This window comes from Solibacillus sp. NPDC093137 (genome assembly GCF_050280445.1).
Classification (GTDB): domain Bacteria; phylum Bacillota; class Bacilli; order Bacillales_A; family Planococcaceae; genus Solibacillus; species Solibacillus isronensis_B.
Genome location: NZ_JBNNVH010000006.1, coordinates 1 through 21,017, shown reverse-complemented (window position 1 = coordinate 21,017; position 21,017 = coordinate 1). Strand labels below are relative to the sequence as shown.

Here is a 21,017-nt window from a genome sequence, read left to right as displayed (position 1 = left end):
TGTGTATGTTCTATTATTAATTTCAAAAAAGAAAAATTGCAACAATGTACTACTTTCTTGTACGATAAAATAGGGAGGGAAGTTTCATGATTCAACATTTTAGCTATAAGCCATTATTTGAAAACAGTCAAATTCCGGGGTGGTCCATCCGCTTTTTCTATGAGCAGAAACGTTATGTAGCGGAATATTATAAAGATGGAAGCATCAAATTCTTTGGGGAAAGTCCTGCTGAAGAACAGAAAGAACAGCTTGAGAAAATGATTCACGAGTTAATGCTCTTTCATGTTTACGAATAAAAAAGAAATGGGAGCAGTCGAATTTTCGATGCTCCCATTTTTATGCGCGTTTCGAGTAATCATAATTTAATAGCTGGCTGCAGGTAATTATAGCTGCTGGCGTTTGCTAATTACTCTGCCTACTAAATTATCATTATCTACCATTTCACAGTAGCATAAATCTATTGAAATTTCAATTTTCTATCAATTTATCCACATCTGGTAAATCATTCATTTTTTTATTATAGACATCAATCCCACTTCAAATTATTTCCTCAATTTTCAAATTCATAAATTGTTTTTTTTACGTAAATATTTTATGATTGTAGTATTAAAATTTTTTTAGGAGGTGTACTCTTTATTTGCCACGCTCATTTGCGCCGCGAATAGGGAATATAGTTGGACGTAGACATAGGAATCGAACTAACCATTAGGTTGATAGCATTTGCTATCTTAATTGCCGCTACGGCATTTTTCGTTGCAACTGAGTTTGCAATAGTTAAAGTAAGAACGACAAAAATTGATCAGCTTGTAGCAGAAGGAAATAAATCTGCAATACGGGCAAAAAAGGTAATTTCAAACCTCGATGAGTATTTATCTGCTTGTCAGCTCGGAATTACGATTACGGCATTAGGACTCGGATGGCTCGGAGAACCGACTTTCGAAATAATTCTTCATCCAGTATTTGAGTTCTTTAACTTAAGCGGTAATGTCACAACTGTTCTTTCATTTATTGTTGCCTTCTCACTCGTAACGTTCATACACGTTGTCGTAGGGGAATTAGCACCAAAAACTCTCGCTATTCAAAAAGCAGAAGCCGTAACATTAAAGCTGTCAGGATTTTTAATTCTGTTCCACAATATCATGTATCCTTTCATCCGTGCTTTAAACGGATCGGCACGTGGATTAACTGGACTTTTCGGCTTAAAAATGATTTCTGAATCTGAAGAAGCGCACTCTGAAGAAGAGCTTCGCATGATTTTATCAGACAGCTTTAAAGGTGGGGAAATTAACCACTCGGAATACGAATATGTAAATAGTATTTTTGAGTTTTCTGATCGAATAGCGAAGGAGATAATGGTACCTCGTACTGAAATTATCAGTATTGAAAGAGGTCAAACGATTCGCGAAGTATTTGAAGTAATGGGCATTGAACAATATACACGTTACCCTGTTACAGATGGCGACAAAGACCATGTCATCGGCCTTGTTAATATGAAGCATTTATTAACAGCCTATATTAAAGATTCAGCAAATGGCGATAAACTTGTTGATGACTATATGCAACCGGTGATTCGGGTAATCGAAACAATTCCTATTAGTGATTTATTATTAAAAATTCAAAGCGAACGTATTCACATGGCTATTTTAATGGATGAATACGGTGGTACTTCCGGTTTAGTAACAATTGAAGATATCATCGAGGAAATTATCGGTGATATTCAAGATGAGTTCGATGAAGATGAAATTCCGGAAATACAGGAAATCGCAGAGGATCACTACATCTTTGACTCTAAAATGTTGTTGCAGGAAATGAATGATATTTTAGGTACAACAATTGAAGATGAAGATATCGACACAATCGGCGGCTGGTTCATGACACAACGCTTCGATGTTCAAGAAGGCGATATCATTGAATCAGAGGGCTATAGGTTCAAAGTAACCGAACTCGATGGTCACCACATTTTGTATATTGAAGTAACAAAACTTCCGCCGTCTGAAACGACAGACGAGGAAATTCTATAATCAATACAAAAACCTCACTCTTTTTCCTACCGGAGAAAAAGTGAGGTTTTTAATTTTATCTGATGAATTGAGCTATTTAAATTAACTTCGTTTAGCTTTCATTCGTCTCAGTCAAATTATGTTTTACAGCATATAAAGCGGCCTGAGTACGGTCCTGTACATGGAGCTTCGCAAAAATATTCGATATATGGGTTTTAACCGTTTTTTCCGTCACATATAACGAAGAAGCGATTTCCCTATTGCTTTTACCCTTTGTCAGTTCCGCCAATACGTCCTGTTCCCGCGGTGTCAGCGGATTTAAAATATGGGGCTTGTTCTCATCTTCGCGCAGCCCTTCTTCTAATTGCGTAGTCGCTTCCGGATGGATCGTATTTTCTCCGCGCATAATCTGACGGATTGATTCCACCAAATCATCCGGTTCAATATCTTTTAGCTGGTAGCCTGATGCCCCTGCATCCATTGCCGGCAGCACATGGTCTTTATCTGAAAAGCTTGTCAGCATCAGTATTTTAATATGCGGCCAATTCTTTTTTATTTTTTTAGTTGCCTGGATGCCGTCCATCTCAGGCATGACAAGGTCCATTAAAACGATATCGGGAGAAAGTTGTTCAACAAGATCTACTGCTTCTAATCCGTTTTTCGCTTCGCCTACAACTTCGATGTCCTTTTGAGTTTTTAAAAAGAATAATAACCCCCGTCTTACTACATGATGGTCATCTGCTATTAGTACCCGTATCATCAAATCCCCCCTAGTATGGTAAACGAACAAGCAATTCTGTTCCTTTTCCAATTTCACTTACCCAATCTGCGGTGCCTCCAACTGCATGTGCCCGGTCAATAATTGATTGCATGCCGATTGATGGTATGCGGCGATGCGCCTCCACATTAAAGCCTTGGCCTGTATCGTTTATAACGAGTAATACATCGGTAGCGGTCACGTTGATATATATTTCCACAGTCTTTACACCTGCATGTTTTCGTACATTATTCAATGCTTCCTGAGTAATTCGGAAAAGCGTTTCCTCTACTCTTGAGGGGAATTGAATGACCCCCGAAACATTAACCGTTAATTTCAAGCTCAGCATTTCTGCATACACTTTGATCGCTTCAATGAGCCCGCTTTCCAAACCTTTCGGACGGAGCTGCCAAATGAGTGCACGCATTTCCGTCAAAGCCTCCTGTGTAAGCTGCTGAATATCTTTAAATGTTTCTTTAATATCCTGCTCGTTGCTCATCTCTACTCCAGCACGGGCTGTAAGTGTTACTGAAAAAAGAAGCTGGTTGACAGAATCATGTAAATCGCGCGCTAAACGGTTGCGTTCCTGAACAAGCGCAATTTCCTGCTGTTCATTTGTTAAATAAATACGTTTAATCGCCGAACCCATCTGAAAGGCTACGGATTCAAGTAAATCCAGCTCTTCGTCGGAAAAGCGGACTGTATTTCTTGAAGCGACATTAAGCAACCCGAAGCGTTCCTGCCCTGACTGCAATGGTACAGTCGCATGATGGGTAATTTCGTTATGATCGCCTACATTTGCTGCGATGGCACTTTCAATGCGCTGGCATTCAATAATATTCGAAGCTTTTTTTAATTCTTCATTGCGGAAACGGGACACACACCAGCATCCGCCCTTCTTTAAATAATGGCAATCGTTATGGCTAAGCGCATCCGGTAAATCCTGCTTCACTACAAGCTCCGACTTTCCTTTTTCATCGATAAAGAAAATCCAGCCTGTCTCGAATTTCGTACCGCTTAAAAATTTCGACAGCGCACCATTCAGCATCGGAATCATCTCTGTTTCCTCGTTTAACAGCTCAGCAATTTCTTTTAATATGGCAATATTCGATTGGTCTTTTGTCATACTGGCTCTTCCTTTGCAACTTCACTTTTCTCTATCATACCATTTCAATTAAATAGAACGCACCGCTATCCCTCTCATACTTTTGAATGAAAAAAATCCTGCTATCTTTTACAATAGCAGAATTCCCCTGTAATTTATTTCAAATATTCCACGCGATATACGTCATGGCGTCTGTCTTTAAGGTGCTTTACGGTACCGTCTTGGCGTTGTCGGCGCAATATTTCCAGATCGACATCCCCGATCAATACCATTTCCAGGTTTGGACTCGTCTCTCCGACAATTCCATCTCGCGCAAATTCAAAATCGCTTGGTGCGAAAATGGCCGATTGCGCATATTGGATATCCATATTTTCCGTTTCAGGCAAGTTGCCGACCGTTCCGGAAATAACCGTGTAAATCTGGTTTTCAATCGCTCGTGACTGTGCACAATAGCGCACGCGTAAATAGCCTTGACGATCTTCTGTACAAAACGGCGTGAAAATAATATTCGCGCCCATATCTGTCGCAATGCGTGCAAGTTCCGGAAACTCGATATCATAGCAGATCTGAATGGCGATCTTGCCGCAGTCCGTATCAAATACGCGTACTTTATCACCGTTACTGATTCCCCACCATTTGCGTTCATTTGGTGTAATGTGAATTTTATACTGCTTTTCAATTGTCCCGTCACGTCTGAATAAGTAGGCGATATTGTAAATTTCCTCATCCTCTTCCTCAACGAAATGCGAACCGCCGATAATGTTGACATTGTAGCGGACCGCCAGACTTGTAAACAGTTCGATGTATTCAGGTGTATATTTCGTCAATTTACGGACAGCCTGTGATGGTGATTTCTCATTTAAGAAACTCATCAGCTGCGTCGTAAAAATCTCCGGAAAGACAACAAAATCCGAGCCTGCATCAGACCCGACATCCACAAAGTATTCGCACTGTTTCGCAAAGTCTTCGAAAGAATCGATCGCGCGCATCATATATTGCACAACACAAATACGCACTGGATAACTTGTCTTGAAATGACGTTTTGTCAGTGGACGATAATCCACGTTGTTCCATTCCATTAATGTCGCATACTTGCCCGAAGCTCTATCGTCCGGCAGATAGTTTGGATTGATACGCATTAAAATAAAGCCGTTCATCATCTGGAATGTCAGCACCGGGTCATATATTTTATGGCGGCTTACCGCATCCACATAATCACGCGGACTCATTTCATCCGAATGGACATGGTAGTTTGGAATACGGCCGCCAATAATGATGGATTTTAAATTAAGTGTTCGTGCCAGGTCTTTCCTCGCCTCATAAAGCCTTTGACCGACTTTCATACGTCGATACGCCGGGTGTACCATTACTTCAATTCCGTACAGATTATAGCCATCCGGATTGTGGTTTGTAATAAAGCCATTGTCGGTAATATCATTCCATGTATGGCGGTCATCGTATTCATCGAAATTAATGCGCAAACTTGAGCAGGAACCGATCACTTTCCCATCAAGCTCGGCCACCATTTGACCCTCAGGAAAAATCGTTAAATGGCTGTATAAATGCGCTCGTTCCCATGGCTCCATACCTGGAAAGCATATACGCTGAATTTCTAATATCGAGTCAATATCCTCTGTTGTCATATTTCGGATAATCATTGGTTTTTCAAATTGGGACATATCTAATGAATCTGTCATGCAAAACTCCCCCTCCATATTTAACTTTCCTTTTAATAGCCTTTGATAAACGTAGTAATTTACTTTTTCTCGAATTCAAACTATAATCAATGAGAATAAATATGAAAAACTTCTGCCGATAGAAGTTAAAATTTGAATATCGAGGTAGCACTATGTCCAAAAAACTTGAAAATGCCTTGCTTATTATTTGGGTTGTATCGTTGACAGCAACGCTCGGATCATTGTACTTTTCTGAAATACGAAGCTATGAACCATGTACATTATGCTGGTACCAGCGCATTATAATGTACCCTATTGTGCTGATTTCAACGATTGCCTACATCCAGAAAAATGCGAAAATTGCATTAACAACAGCCGTGTTCTCTACAATTGGAGCGGCAACATCTCTTTATCATTATAGCCTGCAAAAGTTAGTTTTTATGCAGGATGCAGCACCTGCTTGTGGTCGAGTAGCGTGTACCGGTCAGTATATTAACTGGCTAGGCTTCATTACGATCCCATTTTTGGCGCTTACTGCTTTTGTTATTATAGCAGCAGTTAGTTTTTATATGTTAAAGGTTTTAAAGGGGGAGAAATAATTTGAAAAAGTTAGCGATTGTCGGTGCGGTTATTGTGTTATTATTCGCAGCAATTATTGTACTGACAAACATGAAAAACAATGAAAAACTAGAAAACAATCCGTACGGTACAGACAACTTAAAACAATCAACAATCGACTTATTGGACGATGAAAACTATCAAAATATCATTTTACCGGATGCTTTAGCAGAAAAAATCGAGTCAGGTGACGGCGTTGTCGGCTATTTCTTCAGTCCCGAATGTTCACACTGCCAAAACTATACTCCAAAACTTATGCCAATTGCCGATGAACTAGATGTTCAAGTTGATCAATTAAACATTCTTGAGTATACGGATGAGTGGAATACTTATAATATTCAAGCAACACCAACACTTATCTATTTCGAAAACGGTGAAGAAGTTGCTCGTTTAGAAGGTGACGCTCCAGATGAAACAACGCGTCAATTCTTTAACGATGTTGTGTTAAAATAAGACTATATTCAAAATCGTGTTCTTTACGAGCACGATTTTTCATTTGGAGGAAAATTAATGTTCACATATATCATTCACGAAAACGGACAAACCGTTGAAGACCTGCTGCGCGAAAAGTGGCGCTTAGGCAAAAAGCTTGTTCATGAATTGCGTATGGCTAAGGCAGTTACAATCGATGGAGAGCCTGTTATTTGGAAGGAGCCATTCGAGAAAGGAACGAAAATCGAATTTGCTTTTGATATACCCGCTTCGAACTATATTCCAACGGACAGCTGTGATGTAAAGATCCGCTATGAAGATGAGCACTGCCTAATTGTTTCAAAGCCTAAAGGGATGGCAACACATCCAAACGAACCAACAGACAATGATACATGCATGAATCATGTAATGCGTCACATTCTGGACAACGGCGGACACTATGCAGAGCACGTACACCGTCTCGATCAAGGGACAAACGGATTACTGCTAGTCGCAAAGCATCCGATTGCAAAGTCTATTTTTGACCGTATGATCGAGGAAAAAACAATCGTCCGTACGTATGCTGCAGAAGTTCAGGGCAATCTCCGTACTGACAGCGGTACGATTAACGCGGCCATCGGTAAAGACCGTCATCACAATACTCGCCGCGTCGTGTCACCTACTGGCCAGCATGCCGTGACACATTATGAAGTAATGAATCGCTATAAAGGCACATGTATTGTCCATGTTGTTCTTGAGACAGGTCGTACTCACCAAATCCGCGTGCATATGGCACATTTAGGTCACCCGATCGTAGGCGATACAATGTACGGTGCACGTGAAACTGCATCAGGCGATTATGCACTGCATGCCATTCAACTAGCATTTATGCACCCGTTTTTAGACGAGCAAATCATCGTTAAAGATAACTAAAAAACAGGCGTCCGTAATTAAACTACGGACGCCTGTTTCTTATCTTTTTTCACGCTCAATATAGGTTACTTCATTCTCTCGCGAAAGTTGATAAATTAAGCTTTTACCAGTTGAGTGCAATTCTTTTTCTTTAATAACAAACTGATCCCCTGTTTTTGTTGTAAATGTGATATCTCCCTTGTTACTACCTACCACATATTCATAAACAACTTCATCGAATTCTTCCCACCGATATTGTTGTTCCTCAAATAAATAGTGACGTTCCAATTGTTCCTGGCTAATCAATAAATAATTTTGAGTCGATAAATAACCAATGCCAATACTCAATATAAAGAGTAACAGACCGATCAAATAAACTTTCATATTACGCCTGTACGCTAAAAGCCAAAACATCACAATCAAAACCAAACCTGTTACAAGTACAAGTCTAAAATTAATAGGGTTTGGAATAAATGTAGCGGACGACTTATTAAACTGAAAAAACTCATTTTGAAAAATAGGATGGAATATCATAAAAAATGGTGCAACAACTATAACCGTTACTGCTGACATTGAGAAAAACAAACTCGGTGAAAATTTTTTAAACACAGTTTCACTCCCCCTAAGTAAAAACGATGTTAGAAATCAAAACTGAAATTATCCGGATCTTTCCCGAATCGTTCATTGCGATTCAATGCATTTAACTGCTGCATTGTTTCATTTGTTAATTCGAAATGATATAGTTCACTATTTTCTTTAATACGTGAAGCAGTAACAGATTTCGGAATGATGATGACATCATTTTGTAAATGCCAACGTAAAATGATTTGTGCCGGTGATACATTATATTCATTTGCAATACGAATAATCGTTTCATCGTTTAAAACATTTCCGCGGCCTAGCGGTGACCACGCTGTTACAGCAATCTGCTGCTGTTCACAAAATGTGCGCAGCGGTTCTTGGGACAAATACGGATGTGCTTCGATTTGGTTGACCGTTGGCGCTTCATTGCAAGTTGCCATGATTTTTTTCAAATGATGTTCATGATGATTGGATACCCCAGGTACACGGATAAGCTTCTCATTATACAAGCGCTCAATTGCACGGTACGTATCTACATATTTATCCTCAACCGGCCAATGTGTTAAATAAAGGTCCACATAATCCATATCAAGCTTTTTCAATGATGTTTCAAATGCACGTAATGTATTGTCATACCCTTGGTCGCTATTCCAAACTTTTGTTGTAACAAAGATGTCCTCGCGCGGTACAGAAGAATGGCGAATTGCTTCCCCTACTTCTTCTTCATTGTAATAAAGCGCGGCTGTATCGATTGCACGGTAGCCTAAATCTAGCGCTGTTTCAATCGCTTGAAGTGTTTCATCACGATCTGTCATTTTATAAACCCCTAAACCTAAATAAGGCATTTCTGCGCCATTCATTAACTTTTTCGTTGATTGTAAGTTCATATTGTTCACCTCTTAAATTTGATTGTCTTTATTATAACATTCTAATTATTCATCGTTTATTAATTGCTAGTATTTGTTAATATATACAGTCTTGTGAACTTGTTATCTAGTATATTACTATTTACAGAATAATCCTCCAACTTCAGGAGTATATATAATAATATATTCTCATTGAGGAGCTGAAAAACTATGATGGATACACAACTAGTTTTGACTGGATTTTTAAAGCGTGCACAGCGGTACTTCCCGAACAAACAAATCATCTCTCGTACAAGCCCCACTAAAACACATCGCATTACATTCAATGACTATGTAAAAAGAACGCACCGATTAGCGGATGCCCTGACAAAGCTCGGGATGAAGCGTGGTACAAAAGTCGGCACATTTGCCTGGAATCATCATCGTCACCTAGAAGCGTATTTTGCGATTCCATGCGGCGGTGCAATTTTACACACGATTAATATCCGCCTTGCCCCTGAACATATTGTTTATATTATCAATCATGCCGAAGATGAAATTTTATTGATTGATAGCGACTTATTCCCGTTAATCGAACCTGCTCTTGGCCACTTGAAAACGGTTAAACATATTATCGTCATGGGTGATGAATTAAGCGCTCCACAATCCAGTTTCCCGAATGTATACAGCTACGAACAGCTTCTTCAGGAAGCGGATGAAAATTACGAGTTCCCGACTGATCTGGACGAAAATCTTCCAGCTGGGATGTGCTATACTTCTGCAACGACAGGTATGCCAAAAGGTGTCGTCTATACACATCGAAGCATCGTGCTTCATAGCCTGGCACTTGGTCTAGCTGAATCCTTTGCATTAAAAGAAAGTGACACTGCCCTTCCTGTTGTGCCGATGTTCCATGCAAATGCATGGGGCTTCCCGTTTGCTGCATTGAATTTCGGCTCCAATATCGTTTTGCCAGGACCAATGATGACACCAAGTTTAATACTGGACTTGATTGAACAAGAAAAGGTGACAATTACAGCAGGTGTCCCTACAATTTGGCTAGGCGCACTGGTTGAACAGGAAAAAAATCCACGTGACCTTTCATCTGTCCGTTTAATTATTTCAGGTGGCTCCGCATCACCAAAAGGCTTAATTCAAGCTTACAATGAAAAACTTGATGTTCCGTATATCAACGCCTATGGTATGACGGAAACTTCACCACTTGTAAGTATGTCGCATCTAACAAGCGATATGAACGACTATACAGAAGATGAACAGTTAAATATCCGCGTTTCTCAAGGTTTGACAGTTTCGCTAATTGAAACAGAAGTTGTGAATGAAAATGGCCCGGTTCCATGGGATGGCAAAACAATGGGTGAACTGCGTGTCCGCGGTCCATGGATTGCCTCTGAATACTACAATGATGAACGGACGAATGAAGCATTCCGAGATGGCTGGCTTTATACAGGTGACATTGCGGTCTACACAAAAGAAGGCTATATCAAACTTACCGATCGTACGAAGGATCTTATCAAATCCGGCGGAGAATGGATTTCGTCCGTTGATCTGGAAAATGCCCTTATGTCACATCCTGCTGTTTTCGAGGCAGCCGTAATTGCAGTTCCCCATCCGAAGTGGCAAGAGCGTCCGCTGGCATGTGTCGTTTTAAAAGAAGGTGCAACGGCCTCTAAAGAAGAGCTTATCGAGTCAATCGAACTGGACTTTGCAAAATGGTGGCTTCCGGATGATGTCGTATTTTTAAATGAAATTCCAAAAACTTCTGTCGGCAAATTTTTAAAAGCAACATTACGAGAACAATTAAAAGACTATAAGGTTCAAATTTAACGAAAAAAAATGTGCACTGAAACGTAAATTTCAGTGCACATTTATTTATTTCCCTTCATCCTCTTCATCATCATATTGCTGCGGATCTGAAATGCGTTCCGCTTCTTCCAATTGTCCGCCATCTCTTAAATTCTCCATTTGCTTCCCGAGAATTTTCAGCTCATCCATCGTATTCGCCATATTTCCATTAACGATTTCTTCTCTTTTCATATAAATCCCTCCAAATTAATTTAGTATTATTTTTTTCCAATTTTGACTGATTTCTGTCATAAATAAAGTATTCATTCAAATAATTTATGTTATACTGAAAAAAGAGATAATTAAAACATGAGGAGGATTCTTCCATGAAATTACTTTTAATTCTTGGTGTCAGCATATCATTTTTAATCGCTATTTTCACAGCTGGCTATGATAGCAAACCATTCCCAAAAGAAAGATAATTCCACTAGCTTTCCAGTAAAGGACAATCGTCGTGTAGCGATTGTCTTTTTCATTTGACTTTTATTGTCGCATATTTTATATTAGTTACATAAAGTAAGTTGATTATAAAAAATAACCATTAAGGGAGTTCATATATTATGGCTACACATTTTCATAAAAAACCTAATCTATACCCAGCTCATGTTCAATTAAAGGTTTCTAACTTAGTACGTTCGATCGAATACTACACAACGGTTATCGGCTTTAAAGTATTACAGCAAACAGAAACGGAAGCATACTTAACAGCAGACGGACAAACAAGCTTAGTATCACTAGTCGAAGTACAAAATGCACAGCCGCTTAAACAAGGCTTTGCAGGTTTATACCACTTAGCATTACTATTACCCTCTCGCAAGGACTTAGGAAACATCGTACAGCATTTTGTTAACATGAATATTCGTCTCGGTGCTGCAGACCATGATGTTTCAGAAGCGCTTTACTTGAACGATCCGGATGGAAACGGAATCGAAATTTATATCGATCGTCATGAATCGGAATGGACTTGGAATCAGGACGAACAAGTGCATATGGTGACAGAACAGCTGAATTTCCAGCCGATCTTAGCAGCTGCAGACGGCAACTGGAACGGTTTGCCTGCAGACACTGTTATGGGGCATGTACACTTATCCGTAGTAAATCTGGACAAATCGGAGCAGTTTTATACAAATGTATTAGATTATAATGTTGTGACTCGTTACGGTGCACAGGCATTGTTCGTATCAACAGGAAAATACCACCACCATTTCGGATTAAACACTTGGAACAGCAACAACGGCCATGCTCCAACGAACGATATGGTTGGCTTAAAATCCTTTACTGTCGTGTTAAAGGATGCGCAATATGCTGAAGAAGTAAAACAAAGCCTGACAAATAACGGATTCATCGTTGAAAACTTTGCAGAAGCACCATCACACGGTGGTACTCAGTTATTCTCAACAGTCGATCCAAACGGTTTACGCACCGTATTTACATTAGACGGTGAATAATTACCGGTACCTAAAGCAAGAGCCCGAAAAATTTTTCGGGCTCTTTTTGAAACTTTCTTTTCTGTCCTACGTATACATAACTAATTACAATAAACGGAGGAATTCATTTGTCACTATTTAATAAAGTTTTAGCAAGTGTTGGTATAGGAGCAGCAAAAGTTGATACAAAATTGCACAAATCAACTTACACGTTAAATGAAAATATTTCAGGTGTTGTCGAAATCATCGGGGGTAGCACGGAACAGCAGGTTGATGCAATCTATCTAACACTTCATACAAACTTTATCCGCGAAATTGATGATAAAAAGATTAAAGATGTAGCGGTGTTGCACAAATACAAATTAAATGAGCCATTTACAATTCAGGCAGAAGAAAAACGCCAAATCCCATTTTCATTCGCCCTGCCCCCTGTTGTTCCGATAACGACGGGCAACTCGCGTGTCTGGATTCAAACCGGCTTAGATATTAAAAATGCGGTAGACCCTAAAGATAAAGACTTTATCGAGATTCAGCCGACCCGTCTTGCGAATGGTGTGTTAACAGCGATTCAAAACATGGGTTTCCGGTTGCGTAAAGTAGATAACGAACAAGCCCCTTCTTATTTACGCCGCCAAACACCGATTGTCCAGGAATTTGAGTTTACACCGACAAACAACACTTATCGCCGGTATCTAGACGAACTTGAAGTTGTCTTTTTACATCAATCACCAAACTCAGTCGAAATTTTATTGCAGGTAGATCGACGTGCACGCGGACTTGGAGGTTTTTTATCCGAAGCATTCGATATGGATGAAAGCTTCATCCGCCTCACATTATCCGAACACGACAATATCCAGGCAAAGCTTGAGCAAGTGATAAAAACGAAGATGAAATAATAACAAGGCAAGAAGCATCAGTCGCTTCTTGCCTTGTTTTATTTTAAACCTGGATAGTTTTGCTGTCTTAGTACTTCGTAAATCACAATTGCCGCTGTATTTGATAAATTCAGCGAGCGGATATGGTCGCTTTGCGGTATGCGCAGACACATATCGGCACGTTCTTTTGCAAATTCTTTCGGCAAGCCTGTCGTTTCTCTTCCGAACATAAAGTACAGGTCACGTTCTGAATTTCTGAAATCATGTGTCGTAAATGGCTCATCACTATATGTTTCAATTAAATAAACATCGCCATCTTTACTGTACTCGATAAAATCTTCTAAAGAATCATGGTATACGACATTCACATGTTCCCAATAATCCAATCCAGCACGCTTTAACATTTTGTCATCTGTTGAAAAACCTAATGGACGGATTAAATGTAATGATGTATTCGTTCCAGCACAAGTGCGGGCAATGTTGCCTGTATTTGCTGGGATTTCTGGTTGATATAATACAATATGGTTTGGCACTTCTGATCCTTCTCTCTTAATGATTTAACATTGCCAGCCCTTTTTCAATCTCGGCCAGCACTTCTTCATCCTGCTCTGTTTTTCTGGCAGCCAATAAAATGTCCTCTGCCCCATCTGTTCCAATTTTTCCGATTGCCCATGCAGCCGTCCCTCTTAATACAGGGCGTTCATCTTTTTGCAATACTTGAACTAAGTCAGGCATTGCCGCTTCTTCTTTAAAGTGGGCAAGCGCTAAAATGGCATTGCGCTGAATTGGCTTTTTGCCGCGCCATGAGCCGGATACATGTCCAAACTTTGCTTTAAATTCCTTATTGGAAATCGATAAAAGCGGCTGAAGTAACGGTTTTGCGATTTCAGGATCCGGCGTGAATTCATCATGAATCCAGTTTAGCTTTCCTTTATTTTTCGGACACACTGTCTGGCATGTATCACAGCCATACAAACGGTTTCCGATTTTGGCACGAAACTCATCGGGCAAAAATCCTTTCGTCTGAGTTAAAAAAGCTATGCAACGCTGTGAATTCAGCTGCCCTGGTGCAACGATTGCTCCTGTTGGACATACATCAATACATAATGTACAGTCCCCGCATTCATCTTCCATCGGTGTATCTGGAGCAAACGGGATATTCGTGATGATTTCGCCTAAATAGACGTACGAACCAAATTCAGGTGTAATGATAGAGCAATTTTTGGCGCTCCAGCCGATTCCTGCTCGTTCTGCAACCGCACGATCTACCAGTTCCCCGGTATCTACCATCGATTTTACCTTTACATTCGGCACACGTTCCTGCAGCCAAGCTTCAATGAGCTGCAGACGTTCACGAACTGCTGTATGATAATCAATTCCCCATGAAGCACGACAAAAAATGCCGCGACGCTCCCCTTTCTTTCCTTGCGGGGCATCTTGCATGCGTGAAGGATACGCAATCGCAATCGCAATAATACTTTCTGCTTCATCTAATAATTTTAAAGGCTCTGTACGCAGCTCTACATTTGCTTCTTCAAAGCCTGATTGGTATGCTAATTGTTGCTGACGACGTAGACGATTCTTTAATTCATGAAACGGAGCAGCGGTTGTAAATCCGATTTTATCAACACCAATGGATGCTGCATATTTCACTAAATCTTCTTGAAGTTGATGTACTTTCATTTCACATGCTCCTTTCAAATGGTACAATAAATATAAATTTATTTCACATTACATATTTTAGTATTTATTCCATTAAAAACAATGTAAGAAGGTGTTCTACATGACTATTTCAATAAATGAAGCTCTTTTTTCTGTAAATGAACAATTAAAAATTGGCCTTATCCATTATAGCAAAATTATCGTTGAAGAATCTCCTCAAATGATTAAAGGACGTACACAACTTTATCAGGAAAATCTATTTTTGGAATTACAGGAAACACCTGTGACAGAACGACCTGGCATTAAAGAGTGGCGCCAGCTTTGGAAGGCTTTCGGCGGTGATCCGAACCGTTACCGTCACTCTGCCGAAAGTTTAATGCGACGTATCGCTAAACAGCAATATTTAGCACCGTTCCATTCGGCTGTTGATTTAAACAACTTCTTTTCACTGCAATACGAGATTCCTGTTGGCATATATGATTTAGATGTTATTAAAGGGGACGTGGAAATCGAAGTTGGTAATGCATCGACAGGCTACGAGGGGATCAATGGACGGTTTAATTCATTGGAAAATATCATCCATTCAAAAGATGCGCTCGGCCCATTCGGCAGTCCCTTTGTTGATTCAAAAAGGACGGCCGTAACAGAAGCTACGACAAATGCGCTGCAAATCTTTTATTTACGCCCTTCCTTAAGTGAAGAAGAAGCAACTAAACTATTGAGCAGTGCAGGAAACATGTTTACACAAATTAGCGGTGGCGAATATGAAGTACATATTCTATCAAAGGAAAATTCAAAAGTTCATTTTTAAGGAGTGGAATCATTTGAGTATTAACTTAGCTGAGGCAGTAAAACTGAAAAGTATCATTACGAAAAGAATACAGGAACGAACAATGCAAGTGCATTCATTAACACATGTTATTATCGAGAAAGGTGAACAGCCAAAAACACCTGACTATTCTCTTGAAATGCTTGAAGGAGAGCTAAAAGAGCTTCGTTATGATTCACGTAAGCTTGATGCCCTAATCTACCGAGCTAACATCGACAATACGGTTGTATTTAAAGATGAGGAAATGCCTATTGTCGAAGCGATTGAACTGGCGAGCCAATTACGCGCAGAAGCACAATTTTGTAAAAACCTTGGTTCAGAAGAAAAAGAAGCATTTTACCACAATTCCGGTGATGCTATGCTTTACCGCGTAGCATTGTATGATCCAATGACATATCGAAACCGTGCAAACGAGCTTGAAAAAGAGGCACATCGCCTTTCCAACTTAATTAATGCCAAAAACTATCAAGTTGAAATTGAATTTGATGACAGCAATTATTTCTAAACCTAGGGCGGTGAGACTCCAAACTAGGTAATAACGAGCGATTATGCTTCGGCATTCCCAACAACTGGTGAAACCAATAACTCTTTACCGTTTACAATGTTACCTTTAACTCATAACCAACCATAGTAAAGGCTAACACAAACTATAGAGTAATTTTGCTCGCTCGTTATTAAAAGACACCTGCTCACATTTGTGAAAAGGTGTCTTTGCTTTTAATTATATATAATTCTTACTCTACACCTGGTAAAATTCTTAATGCTTTTTCATCTGCATCCAAAATTACTTCCACACCTAATGGAATCGCAATATTAGGTTCGCAGTGGCCAATTTTGAAACCAGCTAATACAGGTTTGTTAAACGGCTTCAAATACCCTTCTATTACCTTCAATACATCTTCATAGCTATATGTATCATCCGGCATATTAAAATCTGCTATAGCAAAACCTGCTGCAAGCTCCAGCTTTCTTGAAAGACGCAACTGGTTCAGCATTAAATCAATTTGCTCAATTGTTTCCCCTATGTCTTCAAGAAGTAAAATTTTATTACGTACATCAATCTCAAATTTAGTTCCTAGCGTACTGACAATACGGTTTAAATTTCCGCCTGTCAATTCTCCGCGTACAACTCCCGGTACAACTGTTGTAAGAGGAGAAATGCTTTCCGTATACTGAATTTCAATCGGTTGGAAAAGCTGTTGGAACATCTTTTTAGAAAGAGTATCCAGCTCCCCTTTTGGACTGGACATCATCGGGCCATGGAATGTCACTAAATTTGCAAACTCGTTTACTTGAGTATGTAAAGCCGTCACATCAGAAAAGCCCCAAATAATTTTTGGATTGTCCTCGATTAATGGGTAACTTATTTTATCGATAATTCTTGAGACCCCATAGCCGCCCGTCACTAAAAAGACTGCCTTCACTTCCGGATCGACAATCATCTGGTGGAAATCTTTAATTCGCTCCTCATCGGAACCTGCCAAATAGCCTTCATAATCCTGTACCGTATTACCAAGCTTATATTTTAAACCAAGCTCTTCTAAAAGCGCTAATTTATCACCTAATGATTCTGTCTTAAGCGGACTGCTTAAATTAACTAATCCTACAGTATCGCCATGCTGTAATCTTGCTGGTCGAATTTTCATGTTAATGACCTCCTTTTACTTCTGTCGCTATTGTATCATAGCGTTTTATGTAAAGCGCATTGCAAATTCCATGGGGTTGTCCCTATAATAGATAAAATCATTTTTCCAATATAAGGAGATGTACAATAATGAAACTTCCACCACCGCTACTGCTCATTTTAGCTACTTTATTATGGGGCGGTAACTTTGTAATTGGACGCGCTGTTTCTGGAGATATTCCTCCGATTACTCTTGCTTTTTTACGATGGATAGTCGCCTTTCTCGTATTTTTCCCTATCGCTTACCAACGTACGAAAAAAGAATGGTCTGCACTGAGACAGCATTGGGGTGTCGTCATTGTTTTAGCACTTACAGGAGTTGCTGCATTCAATACGCTCGTTTATATCGGCTTGCATTATACGACATCCATTAATGCATCATTAATGAATTCATCAACACCGATTATTATATACATACTGAGCTTCATCTTTTTAAAAGAACGTTTAACAAAATTTCAACTGCTCGGCACGCTGCTGTCTTTAGCCGGAGTGCTCTTTATTATATCTGGGGGTTCATTACAAAGCCTGTTTTCATTTTCATTTAACAAAGGAGACTTAATCGTATTAGTTGCGGTAGTGTGCTGGAGTGTCTACTCATTACTCATTAAAAAGTACGCTGGTAAACTGCCCGGATACTCTACATTTTTAGTGACGATCGTAATCGGTGCCATTATGTTACTCCCGTTTGCAGTATATGAACAACTTACAACGTCACAAGCAATCGTATGGAACGCTTCGACAATGGGGGCGATTATTTATGTAGGGATCATTGCTTCAATTGTTGCCTTTTTAAGCTGGAACACTGGAGTTGTCTCCTTAGGTGCAAACAAAGCCGGAATCTATTTGAACTTCATTCCACTATTCGCTACAATCTTTGCCGTGCTGTTTTTAAATGAGCAACTCCTGCTTGCACAAGTAATCGGTGGGATTGCTGTTATTGCTGGGGTATTTATTTCAACGATGAAATAATATAAAAAGGAGTGCATATTGTATGCACTCCTTTATTTTATTTTACATCTGTATAAATAACGGTCACATCCGGATGGTTGTGCAGAGCGCTTGCAGGGAAGTCTTCTGTTACTATCCCACTGCGCAAACGATCAAAGGCCTCTTGTTTTGATGCACCCGAAATTAATAATACAATCTTTTTAGAACTCAAAATTGTTTTGATACCCATTGTAATAGCATGTGTCGGCACATCATCAATTGAATCAAAATAAACTTGGTTCGCTTCACGTGTAGACTGTGCAAGCTCTACAATATTTGTACCTAAATCGAAGGGAGTTCCCGGCTCATTAAAACCAATATGTCCATTCACACCAATTCCCAAAAGCTGGATATCAATATTTCCTGCTGCCTTAATCATCGCATCATATTCAGCTGCGGCCTTTTCTAAATTTGATTTATTGCCTGCAGGTAAATTAATATTTACCTGTTTCATATCGATATGATTAAACAGATGATGATCCATATAATAATGGTAGCTCGATTCATTTGCCGGATTAATGCCGATATATTCATCCAAATTAAAGGACTTGGCCTGTGCAAAAGAGACCTCGCCTGCTTTGTATGCTGCTACCAGCTCTTTATAAAAACCTTCAGGAGTACCTCCAGTAGCCAATCCTAATACCGTTTCACTATTCTTTTTCAGTTGGTCTATAAAAATTGTTGCGGCAATTTTACTCATCTCATCATAGTTCGCCGCTTCAATCCATTTAAAGTTTGTTGCTACATTCATTTATTTAATTCCCTACTTCCTCGCTATATTCCATAATTTATAGATCACTTAAATAAAATACGTTTTTTTAAATTCATTCCTAACATCACTATGTTAATTTTATAGTAAATAATTTTAATACGCCAGAAAAAACGTGCAGGATTTTCTGGAAAAAATACTAATTTTCTTTGTATATAATATAATATTCTCCAATACTAATTTCCCAATATTCCGTACGCAGACTTCATTTTTCTCATTATCATATAAAAGAATTTATAAATATATTCTTTCCTAATTTCAATTATAAATAACACTGTTGAAGTCGGATTCTATAATCTATTCTATGCTCTTTAAAAAGATTATGGGACTTTATATATCGATTATAAAAATAAAAAAAGACCTCACAGTATGAACTGTGAAGTCTTTTTTTTAGATACCGAGTGTGGGACTTGAACCCACACGCCTCGCGGCAACGGATTTTGAGTCCGTCGTGTCTGCCATTCCACCAACTCGGCAAAATAAGGTAAAAAAAAATCGGGTTTTCCGATTTAATAAAATATGGAGGCGGCAACCGGATTTGAACCGGTGATAAAGGTGTTGCAGACCTGTGCCTTACCACTTGGCTATGCCGCCATATTTGGAGCGGAAGACGAGGTTCGAACTCGCGACCCCCACCTTGGCAAGGTGGTGTTCTACCACTGAACTACTTCCGCAAATAAAAAAATGGCTGGGGTACCTGGATTCGAACCAGGGCATGACGGAATCAAAATCCGTTGCCTTACCGCTTGGCTATACCCCAAATATTTAAATTTTATATAGAATGGGGCGACTGATGGGAATCGAACCCACGAATGCCTGAACCACAATCAGGTGCGTTAACCACTTCGCCACAACCGCCACTATAATATAATTTTAATACTTAAACCTAAATAAAAATGGGGCGACTGATGGGAATCGAACCCACGAATGCCTGAACCACAATCAGGTGCGTTAACCACTTCGCCACAACCGCCACTATATTATTTTAAGTATTTATAAGTTATTTGGCAGGGGCAGTAGGAATCGAACCCACACTGACGGTTTTGGAGACCGTAGTTCTACCTTTAAACTATGCCCCTATCAAAAGGATGGTGGAGGGGGACGGATTCGAACCGCCGAACCCTAAGGAGCGGATTTACAGTCCGCCGCGTTTAGCCACTTCGCTACCCCTCCAGGTAATGGTGCCGGCGAAAGGAGTCGAACCCTCGACCTACTGATTACAAGTCAGTTGCTCTACCAACTGAGCTACACCGGCAAAAATATGGTGGGTTTGGACGGAATCGAACCGCCGACACTTAGAGCTTCAATCTAATGCTCTACCAACTGAGCTACAAACCCACAATTTAATTTTTAAAAAATGGCGGTCCCGACCGGGATCGAACCGGCGATCTCCTGCGTGACAGGCAGGCATGTTAACCGCTACACCACGGGACCATTTGGTTGCGGGGGCAGGACTTGAACCTGCGACCTTCGGGTTATGAGCCCGACGAGCTACCACTGCTCCACCCCGCGATAATATTATTTGTTTAATGGTGGAGGATGACGGGCTCGAACCGCCGACCCCCTGCTTGTAAGGCAGGTGCTCTCCCAGCTGAGCTAATCCTCCAACGCTGGATACTACTTATGTATCTTTTTGGTGACCCGTACGGGATTCGAACCCGTGTTACCGCCGTGAAAGGGCGGTGTCTTAACCACTTGACCAACGGGCCTATTTGTAAATTTGCCTGGCGGAGAGTAAGGGATTTGAACCCTTGATGCAGGGTTACCCGCATACACGATTTCCAATCGTGCTCCTTCGGCCACTCGGACAACTCTCCAAGATTTAATGGCTCCGAAGGCAGGACTCGAACCTGCGACCTGCCGGTTAACAGCCGGATGCTCTACCAACTGAGCTACTTCGGAATAATTTTATAACAGCCTAGCGACGTCCTACTCTCACAGGGGGAAGCCCCCAACTACCATCGGCGCTAAAGAGCTTAACTTCCGTGTTCGGTATGGGAACGGGTGTGACCTCT

At 40.1% G+C, this 21,017-nt stretch carries 21 protein-coding genes, 16 tRNA genes and 1 rRNA gene; 11 read left to right on the top strand and 27 right to left on the bottom strand.

The genetic code is table 11. From position 1 onward, the window contains the following. Window positions 1-86 precede the first annotated feature (86 nt). Both ACQKN3_RS16440 and ACQKN3_RS16435 read left to right on the top strand, forming a co-directional pair. Window positions 87-296, top strand: a complete 210-nt coding sequence (locus tag ACQKN3_RS16440) for a YheE family protein (protein ID WP_008406488.1) — start codon at window positions 87-89, stop codon at window positions 294-296. 414 nt (window positions 297-710) lie between these two features. Then, complete coding sequence (locus tag ACQKN3_RS16435) at window positions 711-2,021, top strand: hemolysin family protein (protein WP_251690457.1); 1,311 nt, start codon at window positions 711-713, stop codon at window positions 2,019-2,021. Between the two features lie 91 nt (window positions 2,022-2,112). On the opposite strand, the gene ACQKN3_RS16430 is transcribed toward ACQKN3_RS16435, so the two are convergent. The 3 genes from ACQKN3_RS16430 to ACQKN3_RS16420 form a co-directional block, all read right to left on the bottom strand. After that, window positions 2,113-2,760 carry a response regulator transcription factor gene (locus ACQKN3_RS16430; protein WP_251690421.1) on the bottom strand — a complete coding sequence of 216 codons (648 nt, stop codon included), beginning with the start codon at window positions 2,758-2,760 and terminating at the stop codon, window positions 2,113-2,115. A gap of 10 nt (window positions 2,761-2,770) precedes the next feature. Next, on the bottom strand, window positions 2,771-3,883 hold the full coding sequence (locus ACQKN3_RS16425; RefSeq protein ID WP_427713318.1) for a GAF domain-containing sensor histidine kinase: 1,113 nt from the start codon (window positions 3,881-3,883) through the stop codon (window positions 2,771-2,773). A 134-nt stretch (window positions 3,884-4,017) separates the two neighbouring features. Further along, the gene (locus ACQKN3_RS16420) at window positions 4,018-5,559 is read right to left on the bottom strand and encodes a bifunctional GNAT family N-acetyltransferase/carbon-nitrogen hydrolase family protein (RefSeq protein WP_251690425.1); all 1,542 of its coding nucleotides are present in this window, start codon (window positions 5,557-5,559) and stop codon (window positions 4,018-4,020) included. 152 nt (window positions 5,560-5,711) lie between these two features. Between ACQKN3_RS16420 and ACQKN3_RS16415 the strand changes: the two genes are divergently transcribed. From ACQKN3_RS16415 to ACQKN3_RS16405, 3 genes are read left to right on the top strand one after another with little or no spacing between them, the layout of a single operon-like run. Beyond that, a complete protein-coding gene (locus ACQKN3_RS16415) occupies window positions 5,712-6,137 on the top strand; it encodes a disulfide oxidoreductase (RefSeq protein WP_251690426.1) in 426 nt (141 codons plus the stop codon). 1 nt (window position 6,138) lies between these two features. Continuing rightward, complete coding sequence (locus tag ACQKN3_RS16410) at window positions 6,139-6,609, top strand: thioredoxin family protein (protein ID WP_251690428.1); 471 nt, start codon at window positions 6,139-6,141, stop codon at window positions 6,607-6,609. Between the two features lie 57 nt (window positions 6,610-6,666). Beyond that, on the top strand, window positions 6,667-7,500 hold the full coding sequence (locus tag ACQKN3_RS16405; protein ID WP_251690430.1) for an RluA family pseudouridine synthase: 834 nt from the start codon (window positions 6,667-6,669) through the stop codon (window positions 7,498-7,500). 39 nt (window positions 7,501-7,539) lie between these two features. On the opposite strand, the gene ACQKN3_RS16400 is transcribed toward ACQKN3_RS16405, so the two are convergent. Together ACQKN3_RS16400 and ACQKN3_RS16395 are read right to left on the bottom strand one after the other, a co-directional pair. Continuing rightward, the gene (locus ACQKN3_RS16400) at window positions 7,540-8,088 is read right to left on the bottom strand and encodes an acyl dehydratase (RefSeq protein WP_427713314.1); all 549 of its coding nucleotides are present in this window, start codon (window positions 8,086-8,088) and stop codon (window positions 7,540-7,542) included. 29 nt (window positions 8,089-8,117) lie between these two features. After that, window positions 8,118-8,948 (bottom strand): aldo/keto reductase, encoded by an 831-nt coding sequence (locus ACQKN3_RS16395; RefSeq protein WP_427713312.1) that lies wholly within the window; start codon window positions 8,946-8,948, stop codon window positions 8,118-8,120. 189 nt (window positions 8,949-9,137) lie between these two features. Between ACQKN3_RS16395 and ACQKN3_RS16390 the strand changes: the two genes are divergently transcribed. Then, window positions 9,138-10,751 carry a long-chain fatty acid--CoA ligase gene (locus tag ACQKN3_RS16390; protein WP_427713309.1) on the top strand — a complete coding sequence of 538 codons (1,614 nt, stop codon included), beginning with the start codon at window positions 9,138-9,140 and terminating at the stop codon, window positions 10,749-10,751. 45 nt (window positions 10,752-10,796) lie between these two features. Here ACQKN3_RS16390 and ACQKN3_RS16385 read toward each other — a convergent pair whose 3' ends face one another. Continuing rightward, on the bottom strand, window positions 10,797-10,961 hold the full coding sequence (locus ACQKN3_RS16385; protein WP_251690437.1) for a multidrug ABC transporter ATPase: 165 nt from the start codon (window positions 10,959-10,961) through the stop codon (window positions 10,797-10,799). Window positions 10,962-11,329: 368 nt separating this feature from the next. On the opposite strand from ACQKN3_RS16385, the gene ACQKN3_RS16380 reads away from it, so the two are divergent. Together ACQKN3_RS16380 and ACQKN3_RS16375 are read left to right on the top strand one after the other, a co-directional pair. Further along, on the top strand, window positions 11,330-12,217 hold the full coding sequence (locus ACQKN3_RS16380; RefSeq protein ID WP_427713306.1) for a VOC family protein: 888 nt from the start codon (window positions 11,330-11,332) through the stop codon (window positions 12,215-12,217). 107 nt (window positions 12,218-12,324) lie between these two features. Then, window positions 12,325-13,092 (top strand): sporulation protein, encoded by a 768-nt coding sequence (locus ACQKN3_RS16375; RefSeq protein WP_427713303.1) that lies wholly within the window; start codon window positions 12,325-12,327, stop codon window positions 13,090-13,092. Between the two features lie 38 nt (window positions 13,093-13,130). Here ACQKN3_RS16375 and trmL read toward each other — a convergent pair whose 3' ends face one another. After that, entirely contained in the window at window positions 13,131-13,604 is a 474-nt protein-coding gene (gene trmL, locus ACQKN3_RS16370; RefSeq protein WP_251690440.1) for a tRNA (uridine(34)/cytosine(34)/5-carboxymethylaminomethyluridine(34)-2'-O)-methyltransferase TrmL, read from the bottom strand. 16 nt (window positions 13,605-13,620) lie between these two features. After that, window positions 13,621-14,754 (bottom strand): tRNA epoxyqueuosine(34) reductase QueG, encoded by a 1,134-nt coding sequence (queG, locus tag ACQKN3_RS16365; RefSeq protein WP_427713299.1) that lies wholly within the window; start codon window positions 14,752-14,754, stop codon window positions 13,621-13,623. A gap of 100 nt (window positions 14,755-14,854) precedes the next feature. On the opposite strand from queG, the gene ACQKN3_RS16360 reads away from it, so the two are divergent. Together ACQKN3_RS16360 and ACQKN3_RS16355 are read left to right on the top strand one after the other, a co-directional pair. Next, window positions 14,855-15,544 (top strand): B3/B4 domain-containing protein, encoded by a 690-nt coding sequence (locus ACQKN3_RS16360; RefSeq protein ID WP_251690442.1) that lies wholly within the window; start codon window positions 14,855-14,857, stop codon window positions 15,542-15,544. 13 nt (window positions 15,545-15,557) lie between these two features. Beyond that, a complete protein-coding gene (locus ACQKN3_RS16355) occupies window positions 15,558-16,067 on the top strand; it encodes a hypothetical protein (RefSeq protein ID WP_427713296.1) in 510 nt (169 codons plus the stop codon). Window positions 16,068-16,296: 229 nt separating this feature from the next. Here ACQKN3_RS16355 and ACQKN3_RS16350 read toward each other — a convergent pair whose 3' ends face one another. Beyond that, complete coding sequence (locus ACQKN3_RS16350; protein ID WP_427713293.1) at window positions 16,297-17,208, bottom strand: S66 peptidase family protein; 912 nt, start codon at window positions 17,206-17,208, stop codon at window positions 16,297-16,299. A 128-nt stretch (window positions 17,209-17,336) separates the two neighbouring features. On the opposite strand from ACQKN3_RS16350, the gene ACQKN3_RS16345 reads away from it, so the two are divergent. Further along, a complete protein-coding gene (locus ACQKN3_RS16345; protein ID WP_427713291.1) occupies window positions 17,337-18,215 on the top strand; it encodes a DMT family transporter in 879 nt (292 codons plus the stop codon). A 37-nt stretch (window positions 18,216-18,252) separates the two neighbouring features. Here ACQKN3_RS16345 and nagB read toward each other — a convergent pair whose 3' ends face one another. From nagB to rrf, 18 genes are all read right to left on the bottom strand, one after another. Then, on the bottom strand, window positions 18,253-18,984 hold the full coding sequence (nagB, locus tag ACQKN3_RS16340) for a glucosamine-6-phosphate deaminase (protein WP_427713289.1): 732 nt from the start codon (window positions 18,982-18,984) through the stop codon (window positions 18,253-18,255). A gap of 413 nt (window positions 18,985-19,397) precedes the next feature. Then, window positions 19,398-19,478, bottom strand: a tRNA-Leu gene (locus ACQKN3_RS16335). 44 nt (window positions 19,479-19,522) lie between these two features. Beyond that, window positions 19,523-19,596: transfer RNA gene (locus tag ACQKN3_RS16330), tRNA-Cys, on the bottom strand. 5 nt (window positions 19,597-19,601) lie between these two features. After that, a tRNA-Gly gene (locus ACQKN3_RS16325) sits at window positions 19,602-19,676 on the bottom strand. 11 nt (window positions 19,677-19,687) lie between these two features. Further along, window positions 19,688-19,762: transfer RNA gene (locus ACQKN3_RS16320), tRNA-Gln, on the bottom strand. Window positions 19,763-19,784: 22 nt separating this feature from the next. Further along, window positions 19,785-19,860, bottom strand: a tRNA-His gene (locus ACQKN3_RS16315). A 39-nt stretch (window positions 19,861-19,899) separates the two neighbouring features. Beyond that, window positions 19,900-19,975, bottom strand: a tRNA-His gene (locus tag ACQKN3_RS16310). Window positions 19,976-20,007: 32 nt separating this feature from the next. Beyond that, window positions 20,008-20,081 (bottom strand) — tRNA-Trp (locus ACQKN3_RS16305). A gap of 10 nt (window positions 20,082-20,091) precedes the next feature. Further along, window positions 20,092-20,175: transfer RNA gene (locus tag ACQKN3_RS16300), tRNA-Tyr, on the bottom strand. A gap of 6 nt (window positions 20,176-20,181) precedes the next feature. Continuing rightward, a tRNA-Thr gene (locus ACQKN3_RS16295) sits at window positions 20,182-20,257 on the bottom strand. Between the two features lie 7 nt (window positions 20,258-20,264). Beyond that, window positions 20,265-20,340, bottom strand: a tRNA-Phe gene (locus ACQKN3_RS16290). Between the two features lie 20 nt (window positions 20,341-20,360). Beyond that, a tRNA-Asp gene (locus ACQKN3_RS16285) sits at window positions 20,361-20,436 on the bottom strand. A 3-nt stretch (window positions 20,437-20,439) separates the two neighbouring features. Then, window positions 20,440-20,514: transfer RNA gene (locus ACQKN3_RS16280), tRNA-Met, on the bottom strand. An 18-nt stretch (window positions 20,515-20,532) separates the two neighbouring features. Further along, a tRNA-Val gene (locus ACQKN3_RS16275) sits at window positions 20,533-20,608 on the bottom strand. Window positions 20,609-20,636: 28 nt separating this feature from the next. Beyond that, window positions 20,637-20,711, bottom strand: a tRNA-Glu gene (locus ACQKN3_RS16270). A 16-nt stretch (window positions 20,712-20,727) separates the two neighbouring features. Further along, window positions 20,728-20,819, bottom strand: a tRNA-Ser gene (locus ACQKN3_RS16265). 9 nt (window positions 20,820-20,828) lie between these two features. Further along, a tRNA-Asn gene (locus tag ACQKN3_RS16260) sits at window positions 20,829-20,904 on the bottom strand. A gap of 14 nt (window positions 20,905-20,918) precedes the next feature. Continuing rightward, a 5S ribosomal RNA gene (rrf, locus tag ACQKN3_RS16255) occupies window positions 20,919-21,017 on the bottom strand; the annotation flags it as partial.

What these genes read in the sequence shown, in the direction of transcription:
- ACQKN3_RS16440 (WP_008406488.1), top strand. Translation starts at nt 87, where the DNA reads ATGATTCAACATTTTAGCTATAAGCCATTATTTGAAAACAGTCAAATT.
- ACQKN3_RS16430 (WP_251690421.1), bottom strand. Translation starts at nt 2,760, where the DNA reads ATGATACGGGTACTAATAGCAGATGACCATCATGTAGTAAGACGGGGG.
- ACQKN3_RS16425 (WP_427713318.1), bottom strand. Translation starts at nt 3,883, where the DNA reads ATGACAAAAGACCAATCGAATATTGCCATATTAAAAGAAATTGCTGAG.
- ACQKN3_RS16420 (WP_251690425.1), bottom strand. Translation starts at nt 5,559, where the DNA reads ATGACAGATTCATTAGATATGTCCCAATTTGAAAAACCAATGATTATC.
- ACQKN3_RS16415 (WP_251690426.1), top strand. Translation starts at nt 5,712, where the DNA reads ATGTCCAAAAAACTTGAAAATGCCTTGCTTATTATTTGGGTTGTATCG.
- ACQKN3_RS16405 (WP_251690430.1), top strand. Translation starts at nt 6,667, where the DNA reads ATGTTCACATATATCATTCACGAAAACGGACAAACCGTTGAAGACCTG.
- ACQKN3_RS16395 (WP_427713312.1), bottom strand. Translation starts at nt 8,948, where the DNA reads ATGAACTTACAATCAACGAAAAAGTTAATGAATGGCGCAGAAATGCCT.
- ACQKN3_RS16390 (WP_427713309.1), top strand. Translation starts at nt 9,138, where the DNA reads ATGATGGATACACAACTAGTTTTGACTGGATTTTTAAAGCGTGCACAG.
- ACQKN3_RS16385 (WP_251690437.1), bottom strand. Translation starts at nt 10,961, where the DNA reads ATGAAAAGAGAAGAAATCGTTAATGGAAATATGGCGAATACGATGGAT.
- ACQKN3_RS16380 (WP_427713306.1), top strand. Translation starts at nt 11,330, where the DNA reads ATGGCTACACATTTTCATAAAAAACCTAATCTATACCCAGCTCATGTT.
- queG (WP_427713299.1), bottom strand. Translation starts at nt 14,754, where the DNA reads ATGAAAGTACATCAACTTCAAGAAGATTTAGTGAAATATGCAGCATCC.
- ACQKN3_RS16360 (WP_251690442.1), top strand. Translation starts at nt 14,855, where the DNA reads ATGACTATTTCAATAAATGAAGCTCTTTTTTCTGTAAATGAACAATTA.
- ACQKN3_RS16350 (WP_427713293.1), bottom strand. Translation starts at nt 17,208, where the DNA reads ATGAAAATTCGACCAGCAAGATTACAGCATGGCGATACTGTAGGATTA.
- ACQKN3_RS16345 (WP_427713291.1), top strand. Translation starts at nt 17,337, where the DNA reads ATGAAACTTCCACCACCGCTACTGCTCATTTTAGCTACTTTATTATGG.
- nagB (WP_427713289.1), bottom strand. Translation starts at nt 18,984, where the DNA reads ATGAATGTAGCAACAAACTTTAAATGGATTGAAGCGGCGAACTATGAT.